We start from the raw sequence: 19,050 nt of genomic DNA on the forward strand, positions 1-19,050 counted from the left end.
AGGGGAGATGCCCGGCAGGGCAAAGGGGGGCACTGTCCCTCGGCCTGTCAGTCGGAGACAACTACGTCGTCAGACCGTCATTAGCAGGTGAACGGTCAAGAGGCTGGCGATCCTTCGCGCCCCCCCTCTGTCCTGCCGGACATCTCCCCCGCGAGGGGGGAGATTGGATGGCGCTTCGGATTTCGCCAACCTCGAACGTCAAAGGCAGGGAATGAGAAGCGCAAAGCTGGGGCGATTATTCTTTGGGCACAGCAATTTTGTTCTTGCTTTGTGCCGGCAGCTATGGTACTAATCTCGCTATGGTGCTAACTGGCTCCAACGACCCGCCGCTTGGCGGGTTTTTTGTTTCCGCTCGATCTCGGGCGCAGGTCACGCCAAGACAACAACCACTGCGACCACCCCGAACAGCGCGATCAGCAGTAAGTCGGCGACCCGGTAAAGTTTCAGCGCCCGTCGGATGTCGGTGCTCTCGATATCGTCGCGGCGGCCGCCTTCGCCCATCAACGCGTCTTCGACCATGACGCCGTCATAGGAACGGGGGCCGGCGAGCGCCAGGCCGAGCGCACCGGCCATCGCTGCTTCCGGCCAGCCGGCATTGGGCGAGCGGTGTTTTTTCGCATCGCGCCGCACAGCATGCCAGGCGGCTTTGGCATCGGCGCCCTTGACCAGGAAAGCGGCAAGCACGATCAGCAGCGCCGTCAGCCGTGATGCCGGCAGGTTGATCCAATCGTCGAAGCGCGCCGCCGCCCAGCCGAAGGCCTCGTGGCGCGGGGTGCGGTGGCCGATCATCGAATCGGCGGTGTTGGCGGCCTTGTAGGCGACGCCGCCGGCGAGCCCGCCAACGCCGATCCAGAACGCCGGCGCGACGACGCCGTCGGAGAAGTTCTCGGCCAGGCTTTCGATCGCGGCGCGGCAGACAGCGGCCCTGTCGAGCTTTTCCGGGTCGCGGCCGACGATCCGCGAGACGGCAATGCGGCCCATGTCCAGTCCGCCGCTGTCGAGGGCGTCGGCCACCGCTTCGACATGCTCGGCCAGGCTCTTCTGCGACAGCAGCGACGTCGCCAGGATTGCGATGACCAACAAGCCGAGGGGAATGCTCCAAAGCATGGCTTCGATCCAGAAGGCGAGGGCGGCCGGCACCAGCACGATGACCAGCAGCGCGAGCACGCCCCAGCGGCGACGGTGGGCGTCGGAATCAGTGGCGCGGTTGAGCCTGCCGTCGAGAAAGGATATCAGCCTGCCGAACCAGGTGACGGGATGGCCAATGGTATCGAAGAGCTGGGCCGGGTAGCCGAGTACAAGTTCGATGGCCAGCGACAGGAAAGTGATCAGGATCGACATGAAGTCTCTTGATGGAGTGACGGCGGCAGTGGACCACGGCGGAAGCCTTGGCCGGGCGAGGGCGCTTTTCCCTCACGCGCCGCTGCCTTTCGTCGACCTCTCGACCGGGATCAATCCGCACTCCTACCCGCTTTTCGATTTGCCCGCCACCGCCCTGTCGCGATTGCCGGAAGCAGCGCGTGCCCGCGAATTGGCCGAAGTCGCGGCAAGCGCCTATGGCGCTCCATCGGCGGCGAATGTCGCAGCGGCGCCCGGCACGCAGATCCTGTTGCCGCGCGTCGCTTCGCTGGTCAGCCCGGGCAGGGCGCTGGTGCTCGGGCCGACTTATGCCGAGCATCGGCGGGCAGCGGCGATCGCCGGCCATGCGGCGGCTGAAGTCGATGATTTCGAAGCCTTGGCGGCGGCCGACCTTGCCGTCGTCGTCAATCCCAACAACCCGGACGGGCGCGTCGTCGAGCGCGAAAGATTGCTTCGACTTGCCGCAAAATTGCGCGCCAGAGGCGGGCTGCTGGTCGTCGACGAGGCCTTCATGGATGTCGGCCCACGCAGCGAAAGTCTCGCTGGCGACGTCGACCAGGGCGGCATCGTCGTGCTGCGCTCGTTCGGCAAGTTCTTCGGCCTGGCCGGCCTGCGGCTTGGCTTTGCATTGACCGAGGCGCTGACGGTCGAGCGGCTGCAGGCGCAATTCGGGCCATGGGCGATTTCCGGGCCGGCGCTCGAATATGGCATAAGGGCGCTTGCCGATACCGGCTGGCAGGCCGGGATGCGGCGCCGATTGGCCGAGGATGCCGCACGGCTCGATGCGCTGTTCGGCCGGTTCGGCGTGCCTGTCGCCGCTGGCACCGCGCTGTTCCGCTATATCAGGCTGGCGAACGCCGCCCGCCTGTTTTCGGTGCTCGGCCAGCGCGGCATCCTGCTTCGGCATTTCGCCGACCGGCCGGATGTGTTGCGCGCCGGCCTGCCGGGAGCCGACGAAGAATGGCGGCGGCTCGAATCAGCGCTTGCCGGCTGGGCCTCGCGGCGCGACGATGATGCCAAGGGAGAAACGATCCAATGATCCATGTCTGCTCGCTGTCCAAAGTCGAGGAAACGGTGACGAAGACCGGGGCCGGGCGGCTGCTTTCGCTGCTCGCTGCCGGCACGGAGGTGATGCGGCCGGCCTCGATCACCAGGGAAAACCATCTGCACCTGGTCATGCACGACATTGCGGTAGCGCAGGAGGGCATGACCATGCCGGGCGAGGAGCATGTCTTGAACCTGCTCGATTTCGCCCGCCAATGGGATCGCTCGCGGCCGCTGGTGGTGCATTGCTATGCCGGCATCAGCCGGTCGACCGCCTCGGCCTACATTATCGCGGCAGCGCTGGCGCCGAAGCGCGACGAAGCCGAACTGGCCAAGACGCTGCGCGCGCTGTCGCCCACGGCGACACCCAATCCGCGGCTGATCGCAATTGCCGACGCACTGCTCGAGCGCGACGGCCGCATGAGCCGCGCCATCGAGGCGATCGGGCGCGGCGCCGAAGCGTTTGAGGGCACGCCGTTTGCGCTGAGGATCGAGGGCTAGTTACGCCAGCCAATCCGCCAGCTTTGCCTTGCGCACGTCCTTCAGCAAGCTGATGAAGCCGTCGGCTTGATGCTCGGCGGTGAGCCGGCCTTTTTCGGCGGTTGCAATGCTGGCGTCGCCGACCACGCCATTCGGGTTGAGGTCGCTGGCGATCCAGGCGAAGGCGTGCGTTCCGGTGTGGCGCAGCAGCGAAAATTCCTTTTCGGCGCGCGCAACCTTGGAGACGAAATTGTCGGCCTTGGCCATGTCGACGAGGTCGGGCCGGAAGTGCAGCATCAGCGAGGTCTCGACGTCGCCGCCATGAATGCCGTGGCGGTCTTCGAGGTCGGTGTACATGCCGGCCGGCCGGCCAAACCGTTGCCAGCTGGTCTTTACCGCCAGCATCTTTGCCCGCACGCGCAATTCGCGGGTGACGATGCCCATGATCTCCTCATTGCCGCCATGCGAGTTGACGACAATCAGTTTTCGCACGCCGGCGCGTGCGACCGACAGGCCAAGTTCGGTCCACGCCTCGACCAGGGTCGTCGCCGGCAGAGTGAGGGTGCCGGGCGCATGCAAATGCTCGTTCGACTTGCCCACCGCCTGAACCGGCAGGATGCGGATGTCGAGATCGCCGGGCAGGCGCGCGATCACCGTTTCCAGCATGCCGTTCATGATCGAGGTGTCGGTCGAAACCGGCAGATGGGGCCCGTGCTGCTCGATCGCCGCCAGCGGCAGAACGGCAATGGTCGCCTCAGGATCGACGGTCGCGTATTCGGTGGTCCGGTAGTCACCCCACCATACGCGTTTTTTTGTTCCGGCCATTTTTTACCTCGAAGAGACTGGATGCGCGCTTGATGAGGGGCGGCACCAACCTTTGTCGTGTAACTTGAGATCATCGGCCTGTCGATTCCAGCCGCTGGCCAGCGCTCCTCAACCCGACGCGATGACCTCGATCTCGACCTTAAACTCCGGCCGGGCAAAGCCGGACACGATCATCAGCGTCGAGGCCGGCGCCGGACTGGCGAACAGCCGGTCGCGAACCTCCATATAGGGCCGCAGGAAGGCGCGGTCGGTGACGTAGGCGTTGATGCGGACGATGTCGGACAGGCCGAGCCCGGCCTCGCCGAGAATCGCCGCTATGTTCTGGAAACAGAGCTCGGCCTGTGCGCCGGCCTCCTCGGGGATCTGGTCGTCCGCTGTGATCGCGACCTGGCCCGAACACAGCACCAGCCGCTTGCCGGGCGGCAGCTCGACGCCATGGCTGTAGCGGGCGAAGGGCGGCTTGATCGACTTCGGCGTGAGAAATTTGAACATGGCAATCTCCGTTCACGGCAGCGTAAAGCTGGATGTAGGCGGGCATCAAGATGGCGGTGCATGTCACGAGGGCGATTGTGGACAGGCGATCAAAAAATAGGCACGATGCCTTCCGTACAGCATGACCCGTCCGGCCTTCGCGCCGCCATTGCACAGGCGGGCATTGCACAAGCGGGCGGTCCCGACGCAACGCGCCGGTGGCATGTGTCTTGCTTCTTGAAACAATGGTGTCGAGCCCGGCGCGTGATGCGCCGGAGCGAACAAAGGGTGGTGTGGATGTACGGAAGACTCAAGATTTCGGCGGGCGTGATCGTGCTGCTTGGCGCAGGTACGCTTGCCGCGGCAGCGAACGAAAAAGTCACCTTCGGCACCAACTGGCTGGCCGAGCCGGAACATGGCGGTTACTACCAAGCCGTGGTGGATGGTACCTATGCCGCATGCGGCATCGACGTGACGATCATGCAGGGCGGCCCACAGGTCAGCGGCCGGCCGCTGCTGCTCGCAGGTAAGATCGATTTCTACATGGGCGGCAATCTGCTGTCGGCCTTCGATGCCGTGCAGCAAGGCATACCGATGCGCGTCGTGGCCGCCGACTTCCAGAAGGACCCGCAGGTCATCATGTCCCATCCCGGCCAGGGGCTGGACAAATGGGAAGACCTGAAGAACGCCGACCAGTACATCCTCGGCGACGAAGGTGCGCAGACCTTCTTCCAGTGGATGGTCACCGACCTCGGCTTCGATGCCGCAAAACGCGTGCCCTACACTTTCAACCCGGCTCCGTTCATCGCCAACAAGAAGTCGATCCAGCAGGGCTACGTCACCTCGGAGCCATTCGCCGTCCAGAAGCAGGGCGGTTTCACGCCGAACCAGTTCCTGCTGGCCGACTATGGCTGGGACACATATGCAACGACGGTCGAAACCATGCAGGAGACGGTCGACAAGCGGCCCGAGGTGGTCCAGTGCTTCGTCGATGGCTCGGCCAAGGGCTGGTACAATTATCTCTACGGCGACAACAAGGCCGCCAACGAGATGATCAAGAAGGAAAATCCGGACATGACGGATGAGCAGATCGCCTTCTCGATCGAGCAGCTGAAGAAGTTCGGCGTGGTCGATTCCGGCGACAGCGAAAAGCTCGGCATCGGCGCCATGACCGATGCGCGCATCCAGAGTTTTTACGACAAGATGGTCAAGGCCAAGGTAACACCGGCGGGCATCGACATCAAGAAGGCCTACACGCTGGCCTTCGTCAACAAGAGCGTCGGGCTCGACCTGAAGAAGTAGGCCGTGAAGCTGGAGAAAGTGGCGCAACAGCCAGGAAGCGTATCGGGGCCGACGCTGTTGGCGCTGCGTGGGGTCGGCAAGGTGTTTTCCAACGGCGTCACCGCGCTCAGCAATGTCGAGCTGACGATCCGGGAAGGCGATTTCCTCAGCCTGCTCGGACCGTCGGGCTGCGGCAAGTCGACGGCGCTGCGGCTGATTGCCGGCCTGTCGACGCCGACCTCGGGTGTGCTCGACTGGCGCGGCAGCGGCGCCCTCGATCGTTCAAATATCGGCGACCGCTCGAATATCGGCTTCGTCTTCCAGGAGCCGACGCTGCTGCCCTGGGCCGATGTCTTCGACAATGTCTGGCTGCCGCTGCGGCTGAAGGGTGTGTCGCGGGCCAAGGCGGCGCCGGCGGTGATGGAGATGCTGGCGCGGGTTCACCTGACCGGATTCGAGAATGCCGTGCCGCGCGAATTATCAGGCGGCATGAAGATGCGCGTCTCGATTGCCCGCGCCATGGTGACCAAGCCGCGCATTCTGTTGATGGACGAGCCATTCGCCGCACTCGACGAGATCACCCGCTTCAAGCTCAACAACGATCTTCTGGAGCTATGGCAGGATGAGCGTTTTACCGTCGTTTTCGTCACTCACAGCGTCTTCGAAAGCGTTTTCCTCTCCAACCGCGTCGTCGTGATGGCGGCGCGGCCGGGCCGAGTGTTCGCGGAGCTTGCCGTCGACGCGCCCTATCCGCGCGACGAGGCGTTTCGCACCTCGCCCGACTATGCCGCGCTCTGCCGCCAGGCATCCGACGTGCTGATCGGCGCCATCAACTCAACTGCCGGACCGCATCATGACGGCCATTGAAGAACCAGTCCTGGCGCTCGACCCGGAGGAGGCGCGCCGCGTCCGCCAGGAGCGCTTCGAGCGCATCGGCAGATGGCTGCTGCCGCTGGCCATCATGATCCTGGCGATCTGGCTGTGGGACCGTGTCTGCGTCTGGAACGACATCCCGAAATACATCCTGCCGCGTCCCGGCGTGGTGCTGCAGACGTTGCATGACGATGCCGGGCTGCTGTTCTCCTCGCTGCTGGTGACACTCAGGATCACCTTCTTGAGCCTGCTTCTCGCCGTCATCGGCGGCGTCGGGCTGGCGGTGCTGTTCGCTCAGTCGAAATGGGTGGAGATGTCGTTCTTTCCGTTCGCCATCGTGCTGCAGGTGACGCCGATCGTCGCGATCTTTCCGCTGATCAACATCTATGTCGACAACCAGACGACAAAGCTTTTGCTTTGCGCCTGGATCGTCGCCTTCTTCCCAATCCTCTCCAACACCACGCTCGGCCTCAATTCCGTCGACCGCAATCTGCGCGATTTGTTCAAGCTCAACGGCGCGACCCGCTGGCAGCAATTGCGCTATCTGCGGCTGCCGGCGGCGATGCCTTATTTCCTCGGCGGGCTGAAGATCGCCGGCGGCCTGTCGCTGATCGGCGCGGTGGTGGCCGAGTTCGTCGCCGGCGCCACCGGCCAGTCGTCCGGCCTAGCCTCGCGCATCATCGAGGCCGGCTACCGGCTCAACGCACCAAGGCTGTTCGCGGCGCTGATCCTGATCTCGCTGACCGGCATCCTGATCTTCCTGGTGCTGTCGCTCGTATCGCATCTCATTTTGCGGCGCTGGCACGAGAGCGCACTGAGGCAGGAGCGGTGATGGTGGGCAGCGCCGCCTTGATACCAGCTTCTGGTTCCTACCATCTTTCCAACGTCCGGCTTCACGCGTCGCTGACGCCGGGCCTTGCTGGAGGCTTCGACGCCGACGGCTTTGCGCTTGCCGATATCGCCGTCGCAGACGGCAGAATTTCCAATATTGTCGGACATAGCCGATCCAATGCACCGGCGGATGCCCCCGACCTCGGCGGCCGGATCGTGCTGCCGTGCTTCGTCGACTGCCACACGCATATCGACAAGGGCCATATCTGGCCTCGAAAGCCCAATCCCGACGGCACTTTCATGGGCGCGTTGAACGCGACCGGCGCCGACCGCGCGGCGCGCTGGAGCGCCGACGACGTTGCCCGCCGCATGGATTTTTCGCTGCGCTCTGCCTATGCGCATGGCACCAAGGCGCTGCGTACGCATCTCGACAGCGTTGCGCCGCAGGAAGAGATCTCCTGGCCGGTGTTCGAGACGATGCGGGAGAAATGGCGCGGCCGCATCGAGCTGCAGGCGGCCTGCCTGCTCGGCATCGAAGGCGTGCGCGACAGGAAATGGTTCGAGAGGCTGGCCAAGCGGGTGGCTGCCGCCAAGGGCGTGCTCGGCGTCGTCACCTATATGGTGCCGGACCTCGAGGAACTGCTTGACCAGGTGTTTGCGCAGGCGATCAAGCATGGCCTCGACCTCGATTTCCATGCCGACGAGACCGACGATGTCTCGGCGATCTCGCTCAAGAAGATTGCCGAAGCCGCCCTCTGGAACGGTTTTGACGGGAACATCCTGGTCGGCCATTGCTGCTCGCTGGCGCGCCAGCCCGATCTCGAGGTGCTCGACACGCTGGACAAGGTCGCCAAGGCCGGCCTGGCGGTGGTGTCGCTGCCGATGTGCAATCTCTATTTGCAGGACCGGCGCGGCGACAACACCACGCCGCGCTGGCGCGGGGTGACGCTGCTTCACGAGATGAAGGCGCGCGGCATTGCCGTCGCCATCGCCTCCGACAATACGCGCGACCCGTTCTACGCCTATGGCGATCTCGACATGCTGGAGGTCTATCGCATGGCGACGCGCATCCTGCATCTCGACCATCCCGTCGCTGACTGGCCGCAAGCGGTGACAGCGACGCCGGCCAAGGTGATGCGGCTCGATGGTTTCGGCACGCTTGCCGCCGGAGGGCCGGCCGATTTCGTCGTCTTCAAGGGGCGAAGCTGGACGGAATTGCTGTCACGGCCCGAATCGGATCGCATCGTGGTGCGCGACGGCCAGGCGATCGAACGCCAGCTGCCCGATTATGCCGAACTCGATGATCTGATGGTGGAATGATGGATATTGCGGCGCTCAAGCGCGACCTGGACGGCCTCAAGGTCGACGACCATCCGGCGATCGTCCAGCAGAAGAGCCGCGACTTCTACTGGTACAGCCCGGTGCTGAAGCAGCAGCTCGAGCATGTCACCGGCGACCTGATCGTGACGCCGAAAACGGAAGATGAGGTCGTCCGCGTGCTCGCCGCCTGCCACCGGCATGGCGTGCCGGTGACGCCGCGCGGCAGCGGCACCGGCAATTACGGGCAGGCGATGCCTCTGTCCGGCGGCGTCGTGCTCAATCTCGCCGAGATGAACGCGATCAAGGCGATCGCGCCCGGTCGTGTCGTCACCGGTCCCGGCGCCGTGCTCGCCGACATCGACAAGGCGACGCGGGCGCATTCCGGCCAGGAGCTCCGCATGTCGCCGTCGACCTACAACACGGCATCGATCGGCGGCTTCGTCGCCGGCGGCTCCGGCGGTATTGGCTCGATCCGCTGGGGCGGCTTGCGCGACCTCGGCAACGTCATCCGGCTGAGGACCGTGACGATGGAGGCACAGCCCCGCGTCATGGAGCTCACCGGCGAGGACGTGCTGAAAGTGATGCACGCCTACGGCACCAACGGCATCATCACCGAAGTCGAGATGCCGCTAACCGCCAGTTATGACTGGATCGACGTCATCGTCGGCTTCGACGATTTCATGGATGCGGCCGGCTTCGGCAACGATCTCGCCATCCAGGACGGCATCCTGGCGAAGCTGATCACGCCGATAGCAGCACCCATCCCCTACGATTACTTCAAGCGCCACCAGCGGTTTTTCCGGCGCGGCCAAAGCATCGTCGTCCTGATGATCGCGCCGCATGCGATGGATGCCTTCCTCGCCTTCACTGCGCGCAGTAAGGGCGAGATCGTCTTTCGCGCCGATAAGGAGGCCGATCTCAAGGGGCTGCCGCCGGCCTATGAGCTGACCTGGAACCACACCACGCTGCGCGCCATCCGGGTCGACCCGACGATCACCTATCTGCAGACCCGCTACCCGTCGCCGGACCACCTCGGCCACGTCAAGGCAATGGTCGAACGCTTCGGCGACGAGGTGCCGGCGCATCTCGAATTCATCCGCTTCGACGGCGCCATCGGCATCGCAGGGCTGCCGCTGGTGCGCTTCACCACGGCGGAGCGGCTGGACGAGATCATCCGCATCCACGAGGACAATGGCTGCTGGATCTTCAACCCGCACCGCTACACGCTGGAAGAAGGCGGCATGAAGCGGACGGATGAAGTGCAACTGGCTTTCAAGCGTGAGACCGACCCGCAAGGGCTACTCAATCCGGGCAAGATGATCGCCTGGGAAAACCCGGACTATGATTATCGCTCAGGCAAGTCGTTCCTGTTCAAGGGGCTGGAGAAGGCGGGTTGAACGTCCTCGTCCTCTACGCTCATCCGGTCGAGACCAGCTTCAATGCCGGCCTGCACCGGACCATCGTCGAGCGCCTGAAGGCCGCCGGCCATGTCGTGGACGACTGCGATCTCTATGCCGAGGGTTTCGATCCCAGGCTGACGCGGGCCGAACGGCTGTCCTATCACGACGAACGCAGCGACGGCGATCCGGCGTCGCCTTATGTCGAGCGCTTGCTGTGGGCCGAGGCGCTGGTGCTGTCATTTCCGGTGTGGAACTTCGGCTATCCGGCCATTCTGAAAGGCTTTTTCGATCGCGTCTTCCTGCCCGGCGTGTCGTTCAAATTGGTTGACGGCAAGGTGCAGCCGTCGCTGCACAACATTCGCAAGGTCGCCGCGGTCGCCACCTATGGCGGCAGTCGGTTCCGCGCCATGCTGATGGGCGACCCGCCGCGCAAGCTGGTCAAGCGGGTGCTGCGTGCGACCATCAAGCCTGGCGGCTCGGTTTCCTACCTCGCGCAGTACTCGATGAACCTATCGACCGACGAGAGGCGGACGAGGTTCGTGGCGAAGGTCGCGGCCGAGATGGATGCGTTCTGAGCTACATCCGCACTCGCTCGGCCTTCGGATCGTACATCGGCTTGAGCGAGGCCTCGGCGGCAAAGCGCTCGCCGGCGATCTCGATCTCGTAGGACGACGACAGCACATCCGCCTCGCTCTCACCCTTGCAAGGCACGTAGCCAAGCCCGATTGCGCCGCCGAGATGATGGCCGTAATTGCCCGAGGTGATCGGACCGACGATCTTGCCGTCGCGCAGGATCGCCTCGTTGTGGAAGAGCAGCGGCTCGGGGTCGTTCAGGCGGAACTGCACCAGCCGGCGTGACAGGCCGGTTTCTTTCTTCTTCAGCACCGCATCGCGGCCGAGGAAATAGCTCTTGGCCGTCTTCACGGCGAAGCCAAGGCCGGCCTCCAGCACATTGTCTTCGTCGGTGATGTCGTGGCCGAAATGCCGGAACGCCTTTTCGATGCGGCAGGAGTCCAGCGTGTGCAGGCCGCATAGCTTCAGACCGACATCGGCGCCGGCCTCTTCTATCGCCTCGAAGACGTGGGCGGCCTGATCGGTCGAGACATAAAGCTCCCAGCCGAGCTCGCCGACATAGGTGACGCGGTGGGCGCGGGCCAGGCCCATGCCGATCTCGATCTCCTGAAACGTTCCGAACGGATTGTTGTCATTGGAGAAATCATTCGGGCTGACCTTTTGGATCAGCTTCCTCGAATCCGGGCCCATCAGGCAAAGCACCGCTTCGGCAGCGGTCACCTCGGTAATGACGACGAACTCGTCGGCAAGATGTTTTTTCAGCCAGGCCAGATCGCGCTGCAGCGTGGCGCCCGGCACGACGAGGAAGAAGGCTGTTTCGGACAATCGCGAGACGGTCAGATCGCTCTCGATACCGCCGCGCTGGTTGAGCATCTGGGTGTAGACGATCTTGCCCGGCGCCACGTCCATGTCGTTGGCGCAGAGCCTTTGCAGGAAGGCGCAGGCGTCGCGGCCTTCGACGCGGATCTTGCCGAACGAGGTCATGTCGAACAGGCCGACGCCGTTCCGGACCGCCAGATGCTCCTCGCGCTGGTTGTCGAACCAGTTCTGCCGTTTCCACGAATAGCGGTATTCGCGCTCCTGGCCGGGCCTAGCGAACCAGTTGGCGCGCTCCCAGCCGGCGACCTCGCCGAACACCGCGCCGCGCGTCTTCAGGTGCTCGTGCAGCGGCGAACGCCTCACGTTCCGCGAGGTTGCCATCTGCCGGTAAGGAAAATGATCGGCGTAGAGCAGGCCGAGCGTTTCGGAGACGCGCTCCTTGAGATAGCGGCGGTTCTTCTGGAACGGCTGGGCGCGGCGGATGTCGACCTCCCAGAGATCGAACGGCGCCTCGCCGTCATTGATCCATTGCGCCAGCGCCATGCCGGCGCCGCCGGAGGAGACGATGCCGATCGAATTGTAGCCGGTCGCCATCCAGTAGCCGGAAAGCTCCGGCGCCTCGCCGAGATAATAACGGTCGTCGGGGGTAAAACTCTCTGGGCCGTTGAAGAAGGTGTGGATGCCGGCGGTGGCCAGCATCGGCATGCGGTTGACGCCCATTTCGAGGATCGGCTCGAAATGGTCCATGTCCTGCGGCAACTGGTCGAAGCAGAACTCCTCGCTTATGCCGTTCATGCCCCACGGCTTGGCCACCGGCTCGAAAGCGCCGAGCATCATCTTGCCGGCATCTTCCTTGTAGTAGGCGCATTCGTCCGGCACGCGCAGCACCGGCAGGCGGGAGAGCCCCGGGATCGGCTCGGTGACGAGATAGAAATGCTCGCAGGCGTGCAGCGGGATGGTGACGCCGTTCTGGGCGCCAAGTTCGCGTGCCCACATGCCGGCACAGTTGACGACGATATCGGCTTCGATCGTGCCTTGCTCGTCGCCTTGCGCCCAGGAGACGCCGGTGACGCGGCCGGCCCTGGTATGAACCTTGGTGACCTTCACGTTCTCCAGGATGGTCGCACCGCGCTGACGTGCGCCCTTGGCCAAGGCCATGGCGATGTTGGCCGGATCGCACTGGCCGTCGAGCGGCAGATGCACGGCGCCGACAACATCCGAAACATTGAGATGCGGGTACATCTCCTTGACTTCACCTGGCGAAATCTCGCGCACGTCGACATCGAAGGCGCGGGCGAGAGACGCCTGCCGATAGATCTCGTGCTTGCGCTCCTCGGTAAGCGCCACCGTGATCGAGCCAACCTGGCGCATGCCGGTGCCGACATCGGTCTCGGCCTCGAGCTTGACGTAGAGATCGGCCGAATACTTCGCCAGCCGGGTCATGTTCTGCGAGCCGCGCAGCTGGCCGATCAGGCCGGCAGCGTGCCATGTCGTGCCCGATGTCAGCTGCTTGCGCTCGAGCAGAACGATGTCGGTCCAGCCGAGCTTGGCCAGATGATAGGCGACCGAGCAGCCGGAGACGCCGCCACCGATGATGACCGCCCTTGCTTTGGGAGGAATGGCCTTGGTCGGTATGGTTTTGGCGGGCGGCGAGTTCATGCGGCTTCGCGGCGGTAGCTGGAGGCGAAGCGGCGCAGGCGCGTGGCAGCCTCCATCAGCACCGGCTCAGGCTGGCAGAGGCTGAAGCGGATGTGGCCGGCTGCAGCTTCGCCGAAGCTCGAGCCGGGCATGACGCCGACCTTCTCCTGGTCGAGGAACGCCCAGGCGAATTTCTCATCGTCCGGCTCGATCGCCGATATGTCGAGCATCACGTACATGCCGCCCTCGGAGCCGCGCACGGTGATGTTGTTCATGCCGCGCATGGCATCGAGAACGACGGCGCGCCTTGCGGCATAGCGCTCGGCGATCTCCTTGACGCCGTAGCCGTTTTCGAGCGCCTCGGCGCAGGCGAGGCTGATGAAGGCCGGCAGGCCGTAGGTCATCACCAGATTGAGGTCGGTCAGCAGCGAGACCATTGGTTCGGGCCCGGTCAGCCAGCCCATGCGCCAGCCGGTCATGCCGTGGCTCTTGGACATCGAATTGATGACCAGCGTACGTTCGGCCATGCCGGGCAGCGAGCGTGGTGAGACGTGCTCGCCGCCACCCAGCGTCCAGTAGACCTCGTCCGACAGCAGCCATAGGTCATGCTCGCGGCAGATCTGCGCCAGCTCTTCCAGGCGCTCGCGCAAATAGACGGCACCGGTCGGGTTGTTCGGCGTGTTGATCAGAATGGCGCGGGTGTTCGGCCGTAGGGCGGCGCGGATCTCGGCGGCGCGCGGCTGAAAGCCATCCTCGGCGGGTGTCTCGACGACGCTGAACGCGGCGCCCGCCGCGCTGAAGGTATTGGGATAGGTGGCGTAATAGGGCGCGACGACGATGGCATGGTCGCCCTGGTCGAGAACAGCTTGAATAGCTGCGTAAAGCGCGGCCTGCCCGCCCGGCGTGGCGATGACCTGGTCGGGGCTGGTCGCAACACCGGTGCAGAGCGTCGAGGCCGCCGCCATCGCCTTGCGCAGCCGCGGAACGCCGGCAAGTGGGGTGTAGTGGTGATTGCTGGCGCGGACCGCCGTCACGCAGGCTTCGATCGTCTCGCTCGGCGTGTCGAAATCATGGTCGCCGACCGACAGCATGATGATGTCCTCGCCGGCCTGCTTGCGCGCCCAGGCAGCGGAATGAACCTCCCAGCCATCCTTGCCCGAAGGCACGATGCCGGAAATGCGCGATGATGGCCTGGGCATTATGCTACTCCCGAAATTTCGTAGCCGGCCTGTTCGAGCCGGTCGCGCAAGGCGGCGATGTGGGCCGGTCCGACTTCGCAGCAGCCGCCGACGATGCCGGCGCCGGCCTCGACCCAGCCGATCGCCTGGCCGGCATAGGCGTCCGGATCGAGGTCGTGGCGGGCGTGCAGCACTTCGACGGTGCCGCCATGCTTGAGCGCCTCGACCGAGGTGAAGCCATTGGCATAGGCGCCGACCGCACCGCCGAGAGCCATCAGTCCGGGCAGCGCTGCAGCGATCGCTTCGGGCCGACAGCAATTGATCAGCCGGGCCGCGACGGGTAGGCCGTCAAGAGCGCCCGACGCCGCCGCAATGGCTTCGCCGCTGCGCAGGCGCGGCATGCCGTGATCCGCGAGCGTCCACGACACCCAGACAGGCTTGCCGCTTTCCGATGCCGCGGTGACGGCGGCGCGCGCCTCTTCGGCCGACGCCATGGTTTCGCACAGAAACAGATCGACGCCGTCCGCCTGCTCGGCAACTATACGGCGATAGATGTCGAGCGTATCCTGGAAGGATATCGTCAGCGCCGGCGCATAGCTGCCGAACAGCGGCGACAGGCAGCCGGCGATCGCCGCGTCGCCGGTCTGGTCGCGTGCTTGCCTTGCCAGTTCGATGCTGCGCTTCTGCAAAGGCTTGAACAGCTCTTCCGCGCCCTCGCGCGCCAGCCGCTCCGGCGTTGCGGAATAAGTGTTGATGGTGATGACTTGGGCTCCGGCGCGGATGAATTCCGCATGCAGGTCGCGCACCAGATCCGGTTCGTCGATCAGCACCCTGGCCGACCAGAGCGGCGTCGGCTCGGAGCTGCTGCGGCGGACCAGCTCCTGGCCCATGCCGCCATCGGTGAGGATGACTTTCTTCATGCTTTGAGCCTCTCGTTCTTCGGATCCCATAACGGCTCATCCTTCTGCACGATCGCCCGAAAACGTTCGCCGAAGATCTCGACCTCGACCGCGGTTCCCGGCTCGGTGAGGTCGGCGCGCAGCATGCCGAGCGCGATCGACTTGTCGATGCGATGACCCCAGCCGCCGGATGTCGTCTCGCCGACGATCCGGCCGTCATGCCAAAGCGTCGACATGTAAGGTGTGTCGCAGTCGCCGGGATTTTCGACGACCAGCGTGACGAAGCGTTTCTTGACGCCTTGCTGCTTTTCGCTCTGCAACGCCGCCTTACCGCGGAAGTCGGGCTTGTCCCATCTGACGAAGCGCTCCAGCCCGCCCTGCAGGATCGAGTAGTCGGTCGACAGATCGCCCTTCCACGTACGGTAGCCTTTTTCGAGCCGCAGCGAATCCAGCGCGTACATGCCGAATGGTTTCAGGCCGTGCCTCTGGCCGGCCGCCCAGACAGCGTCGAAGATGACTGCGGTATCGTCGACCTTGCTGTGGATTTCCCAGCCGAGCTCGCCAGCGAAGGATACGCGCACCAGCTTGGCCCAGCGCCCGGCGATCGATGTTTCCTGATGCGTCAGCCAGGGCAGGGTGAGGTCGGCCGCGCAGAGTTCGGCGAGGATGTTTCGCGAGTTGGGTCCGGCGAGGATCTGGGTCGAATACTCTTCTGTCCGGTCAGTCAACTTGAACGTCGCGTCCTTCGGCATGCGCGATTTCAGCCATTCGAAATCGTGCCACTGCGCCACCGCGGCGGTGATCAGCGTCATGTGATCTTCGTCGTGACGCACCACCGACATCTCGGTGACGACGCGGCCCTTGTCGTCGGCAAAGTAGACGAGGCCGATGCGGCCGGGTTTCGGCACCAGGCCTGTCACCTGGAGGCTCAGCCATTCGGCGGCACCCGGACCGTCTAGATTGAACCGGGAAAATCCCGGCAGGTCCAGAGTGCCGGCGGCATCGCGGACGGCGAGGCATTCCTCGCGCACACGATGCTGCCAGGGGCCGTCACGGCGGAAGGTCAGCGTGGATTGTTCGGAGATGTCGTCGCCTGGCTTCGCATACCAGGTGGCGCGTTCCCAGCCATTATAGGCGTCGAACTGGGCGCCGAGCGCCTTGATGCGGCCGTGGAGCGGCGACAGCTTGCGGTCGCGCCCAGCCGGCCAGGCGTGGCGCGGGAATTGGATGGCATACTCGTTGCCGTAGATCTCCATGCCCTTGGCGACGCAGTAATCCGGCGCCGACGCAAAGGCGGTGAAACGGCGTGGATCGCAGGACCACATGTCCCATTCGGTCTGGCCCTCGGTCACCCACTCGGCCAGCACTTTGCCGGCGCCGCCGCCCTGGGCGATGCCGAAGGTGAAGACGCAGGCCTCGAAGGCGTTGGGCACGCCAGGCATCGGGCCGATCAGCGGGTTGCCGTCCGGCGCATAGGGGATCGGCCCGTTGATGACCTTGGACAGCCCGGCGGTGCCGAGGATCGGCACGCGGGCGACGGCATCGGCCAGGTAATGTTCCAGCCGGTCGAGGTCGTCGGGAAACAGCTGGAACGAAAAGTCGTCCGGCATCGGGTCGTTGTGGCCGACCCAATGGGCGCGGCAATTGCGCTCATAGGGGCCGAGGTTCATGCCGTTCTTTTCCTGGCGCAGATAATAGGACGTATCGACGTCGCGCAGCAGCGGCAGCTTCTTGCCTTGTTCCTTCGACCACGCCGCCAGTTCGGGGATTTCCTCAAACAGGATGTATTGATGGCTCATCACCATCATCGGCACCTCGCGGCCGAACATCCTGCCGACTTCGGCGGCGCGGTAGCCGGCGGCGTTGACGACAATCTCGCAGCGAATCTCGCCTTGCGGCGTCTCGACCACCCACTCGTCGTTCTCGCGGCGCACGCCGGTGACCGGGCAGAAGCGGATGATCTTCGCACCCATGTCGCGCGCGCCCTTGGCCAGCGCCTGGGTCAATTGCGCCGGGTCGATGTCGCCGTCGCTCGGATCGTAGAGCGCGCCCTTCAGCTCATGCGTTTCGATGAAGGGGTAGCGGCGCTTGATCTCGTCGGGGCCGACGACATTGATGTCCATGCCCTGATAGCGGCCCATGCCCTTGGCGCGCTGGAATTCCTGCATACGCTCGATCGTATGGGCGAGCCTGAGCGAGCCGGTGACATGATAGTTCATGGGATAGCCGACCTCGTCGGCCAACCGGCGATAGAGCTCGGTCGAATAGCGCTGCATGTTCATCAGCGACCATGACGAGGAGAACGTCGGCACGTTGCCGGCGGCATGCCAGGTCGAGCCGGAAGTCAGCTCGTTCTTCTCCAGAAGCACGCAGTCGGTCCAGCCCGCCTTGGCGAGATGATAGAGCGAGGAGGCGCCGACGGCACCGCCTCCGATGATCACCACGCGTGCCGTGGTCGGCAAACTGGCCATGTTCTTCTCCAGATCAATAGACGGGCGGCGAAACCACCCAGATCACCACAGCCGGTTCCGCTCCAGGATTGCGCCAGCGGAACGGCTTGCCGTCAAAGCGGAAGGAGTCGCCTGCTCCAAGCCGGTGCCAGACGCCGGCAATTTCGATGTCGAAGCTGCCGGACGCGACGTAGCCGGCTTCCTCGGTCGGCCGGCGGGCCTCGGTCTTCAGCTCGGCACCGGGGGCGAAGACCGAACGCAGCATCTCGAAGCTACCGCCGAGATCCGGCGACAGAAGCTCCTCCACCAGGCCGGAATCGCTTGTGCCAAGGGTGCGCCGGTTGCCGGCGCGCACGACCACGCCGCGTTCGGTCTCGACAGGCACGTCATGGCTGAAGAACAGGCTGACCGGCACGCCGAACAATTCGGCGAAGGCCCTGAGATCGCCGAGCGACGGGATCGACAGGCCGCGCTCGACCTGACTGACCCAGCCGACGGAACGGCCGAGCTTCAGCCCGATTTCGGCAAGCGTCAGGCCGCGCGCCTTGCGCAACGCGCGAATGTCGCCGGCCAGCAGCCGTTCGCCGTTATCTTGTTCCGGTGTTGCGGCGGTTGAGGGCAAAGCCATCCCTGTCTCGATGAAAAATTCCCAGCAAATTTCATGTGACCGCAGGTCTGTGAAAAAATCAAGATGATTTTCATGAACCCACAAGATTTACTTGCGCCATTTTGACGGTTCAGGCAAAGGCTCGGCACACGAGCGGCGAGTGGGGCGTCCGGTCGAGGCGGATAGGGCGTCGAGCGTTCATAGAAACTCGCAAGGATGCTCCATCACTTCTAGTCGGCGCATGATCCTTTCCGGAAAAGCCGGGTTCCAGGATTATGCGCAAAGGGACGGCCCATGCTGGAAAACAACTCCCGGATTGCGGCGGCGATCGTCGATGACGCGATCACCTCGCGCCGGTCCGTACGCGCCTTCTTGCCTGACATGGTCGATGACGACACCATCCGCGATATTCTCGCCGTTGCCGCGCGCGCGCCTTCAGGCACCAACATGCAACCCTGGAAGGTCTATGTGACCAAGGGCGAGGTCAAGCAGCGCATCACCGACGCCATTCTCAGTTCGGGCATCCGCGCCGAAAAGGCGGAGTGGGACGAGTACCGCTACTATCCTGACCAGTTCTTCGAACCCTATCTGACGCGACGGCGGGCCAACGGCTTCGGCCTCTACGGCGTGCTCGGCATCGGCCGGCGCGAGGTCGACAGGATGCGCGCCCAGCACGACCGCAATTTCGTCTTCTTCGATGCGCCGGTCGGCATGATCTTCACCGTCGACCGGCGGCTGAACAAAGGGTCGTGGATCGATTACGGCATGTTCCTGCAGAACATCATGGTCGCGGCGCGGGGCAGGGGCCTACACACCTGCCCGCAGGCCGCCTTCGCGCCCTATCACCGGCAGATCAGGCCGGTGCTCGACATCCCCGACGAGGAGATCGTCGTCTGCGGCATGGCGCTCGGCCATGAGGATACGTCCAAGCCCGAAAATGCCTTCCGCACCGACCGCGCGCCGCTGGAAGAGTGGGTTACGTTCGCGGAGTAGGGTGACGAC

General features: G+C 64.4%; 17 protein-coding genes. 9 read left to right on the top strand and 8 right to left on the bottom strand.

The annotated features are described in order from the left end of the window. Nucleotides 1–369: 369 nt before the first annotated feature. Nucleotides 370–1,341: an adenosylcobinamide-phosphate synthase CbiB gene (cbiB, locus tag NKH63_RS02820; protein WP_352484503.1), complete on the bottom strand. Its 972-nt coding sequence runs from the start codon at nucleotides 1,339–1,341 to the stop codon at nucleotides 370–372. Here cbiB and cobD point away from each other — a divergent pair. Continuing rightward, a complete protein-coding gene (cobD, locus tag NKH63_RS02825) occupies nucleotides 1,340–2,398 on the top strand; it encodes a threonine-phosphate decarboxylase CobD (RefSeq protein ID WP_352484504.1) in 1,059 nt (352 codons plus the stop codon). The two genes, cbiB and cobD, sit on opposite strands and share 2 nt — an antisense overlap. Further along, nucleotides 2,395–2,904 (top strand): tyrosine phosphatase family protein, encoded by a 510-nt coding sequence (locus NKH63_RS02830; RefSeq protein ID WP_023719902.1) that lies wholly within the window; start codon nucleotides 2,395–2,397, stop codon nucleotides 2,902–2,904. Before cobD ends, NKH63_RS02830 begins: the two co-directional genes overlap by 4 nt. Here the strand turns inward: NKH63_RS02830 and NKH63_RS02835 are convergent, their stop codons facing one another. Together NKH63_RS02835 and NKH63_RS02840 are read right to left on the bottom strand one after the other, a co-directional pair. Continuing rightward, nucleotides 2,905–3,708 (bottom strand): creatininase family protein, encoded by an 804-nt coding sequence (locus NKH63_RS02835; RefSeq protein WP_023719903.1) that lies wholly within the window; start codon nucleotides 3,706–3,708, stop codon nucleotides 2,905–2,907. A gap of 108 nt (nucleotides 3,709–3,816) precedes the next feature. Further along, nucleotides 3,817–4,200 carry a RidA family protein gene (locus NKH63_RS02840; RefSeq protein WP_352484505.1) on the bottom strand — a complete coding sequence of 128 codons (384 nt, stop codon included), beginning with the start codon at nucleotides 4,198–4,200 and terminating at the stop codon, nucleotides 3,817–3,819. 276 nt (nucleotides 4,201–4,476) lie between these two features. Between NKH63_RS02840 and NKH63_RS02845 the strand changes: the two genes are divergently transcribed. From NKH63_RS02845 to NKH63_RS02870, 6 genes are read left to right on the top strand one after another with little or no spacing between them, the layout of a single operon-like run. Then, a complete protein-coding gene (locus tag NKH63_RS02845; protein ID WP_023719905.1) occupies nucleotides 4,477–5,481 on the top strand; it encodes an ABC transporter substrate-binding protein in 1,005 nt (334 codons plus the stop codon). A 3-nt stretch (nucleotides 5,482–5,484) separates the two neighbouring features. Then, nucleotides 5,485–6,327 carry an ABC transporter ATP-binding protein gene (locus tag NKH63_RS02850; RefSeq protein ID WP_352484506.1) on the top strand — a complete coding sequence of 281 codons (843 nt, stop codon included), beginning with the start codon at nucleotides 5,485–5,487 and terminating at the stop codon, nucleotides 6,325–6,327. Beyond that, nucleotides 6,314–7,165, top strand: coding sequence for an ABC transporter permease (locus NKH63_RS02855; RefSeq protein WP_352484507.1), 852 nt, complete (start codon nucleotides 6,314–6,316; stop codon nucleotides 7,163–7,165). The genes NKH63_RS02850 and NKH63_RS02855 overlap by 14 nt, the downstream gene beginning before the upstream one ends. 17 nt (nucleotides 7,166–7,182) lie before the next feature. Next, nucleotides 7,183–8,484, top strand: a complete 1,302-nt coding sequence (locus NKH63_RS02860; RefSeq protein WP_352484538.1) for a cytosine deaminase — start codon at nucleotides 7,183–7,185, stop codon at nucleotides 8,482–8,484. Further along, entirely contained in the window at nucleotides 8,484–9,881 is a 1,398-nt protein-coding gene (locus NKH63_RS02865; protein WP_352484539.1) for an FAD-binding oxidoreductase, read from the top strand. Before NKH63_RS02860 ends, NKH63_RS02865 begins: the two co-directional genes overlap by 1 nt. Further along, nucleotides 9,878–10,459 (top strand): NAD(P)H-dependent oxidoreductase, encoded by a 582-nt coding sequence (locus NKH63_RS02870; protein WP_352484508.1) that lies wholly within the window; start codon nucleotides 9,878–9,880, stop codon nucleotides 10,457–10,459. Before NKH63_RS02865 ends, NKH63_RS02870 begins: the two co-directional genes overlap by 4 nt. Before the next feature lies 1 nt (nucleotide 10,460). Here NKH63_RS02870 and NKH63_RS02875 read toward each other — a convergent pair whose 3' ends face one another. Genes NKH63_RS02875 through NKH63_RS02895 form a run of 5 tightly spaced genes read right to left on the bottom strand, consistent with a single transcriptional unit; the run spans nucleotide 10,461 to nucleotide 18,069 of the window. Then, nucleotides 10,461–12,935 carry a GcvT family protein gene (locus NKH63_RS02875; RefSeq protein ID WP_352484509.1) on the bottom strand — a complete coding sequence of 825 codons (2,475 nt, stop codon included), beginning with the start codon at nucleotides 12,933–12,935 and terminating at the stop codon, nucleotides 10,461–10,463. Beyond that, the gene (locus NKH63_RS02880; protein ID WP_023719911.1) at nucleotides 12,932–14,113 is read right to left on the bottom strand and encodes a pyridoxal phosphate-dependent aminotransferase; all 1,182 of its coding nucleotides are present in this window, start codon (nucleotides 14,111–14,113) and stop codon (nucleotides 12,932–12,934) included. The genes NKH63_RS02875 and NKH63_RS02880 overlap by 4 nt, the downstream gene beginning before the upstream one ends. Then, entirely contained in the window at nucleotides 14,113–15,012 is a 900-nt protein-coding gene (locus tag NKH63_RS02885; protein WP_352917630.1) for a homocysteine S-methyltransferase family protein, read from the bottom strand. Before NKH63_RS02885 ends, NKH63_RS02880 begins: the two co-directional genes overlap by 1 nt. Beyond that, the gene (locus tag NKH63_RS02890) at nucleotides 15,009–17,462 is read right to left on the bottom strand and encodes a GcvT family protein (protein WP_352484511.1); all 2,454 of its coding nucleotides are present in this window, start codon (nucleotides 17,460–17,462) and stop codon (nucleotides 15,009–15,011) included. Before NKH63_RS02890 ends, NKH63_RS02885 begins: the two co-directional genes overlap by 4 nt. A 13-nt stretch (nucleotides 17,463–17,475) precedes the next feature. After that, nucleotides 17,476–18,069, bottom strand: a complete 594-nt coding sequence (locus NKH63_RS02895) for a helix-turn-helix domain-containing protein (protein WP_352484512.1) — start codon at nucleotides 18,067–18,069, stop codon at nucleotides 17,476–17,478. Nucleotides 18,070–18,342: 273 nt separating this feature from the next. Between NKH63_RS02895 and NKH63_RS02900 the strand changes: the two genes are divergently transcribed. After that, nucleotides 18,343–19,041 carry a nitroreductase gene (locus NKH63_RS02900; RefSeq protein WP_352484513.1) on the top strand — a complete coding sequence of 233 codons (699 nt, stop codon included), beginning with the start codon at nucleotides 18,343–18,345 and terminating at the stop codon, nucleotides 19,039–19,041. Nucleotides 19,042–19,050 lie beyond the last annotated feature (9 nt).

It is taken from the genome of Mesorhizobium sp. M0960 (assembly GCF_040319055.1).
Taxonomy (GTDB): Bacteria; Pseudomonadota; Alphaproteobacteria; order Rhizobiales; family Rhizobiaceae; genus Mesorhizobium.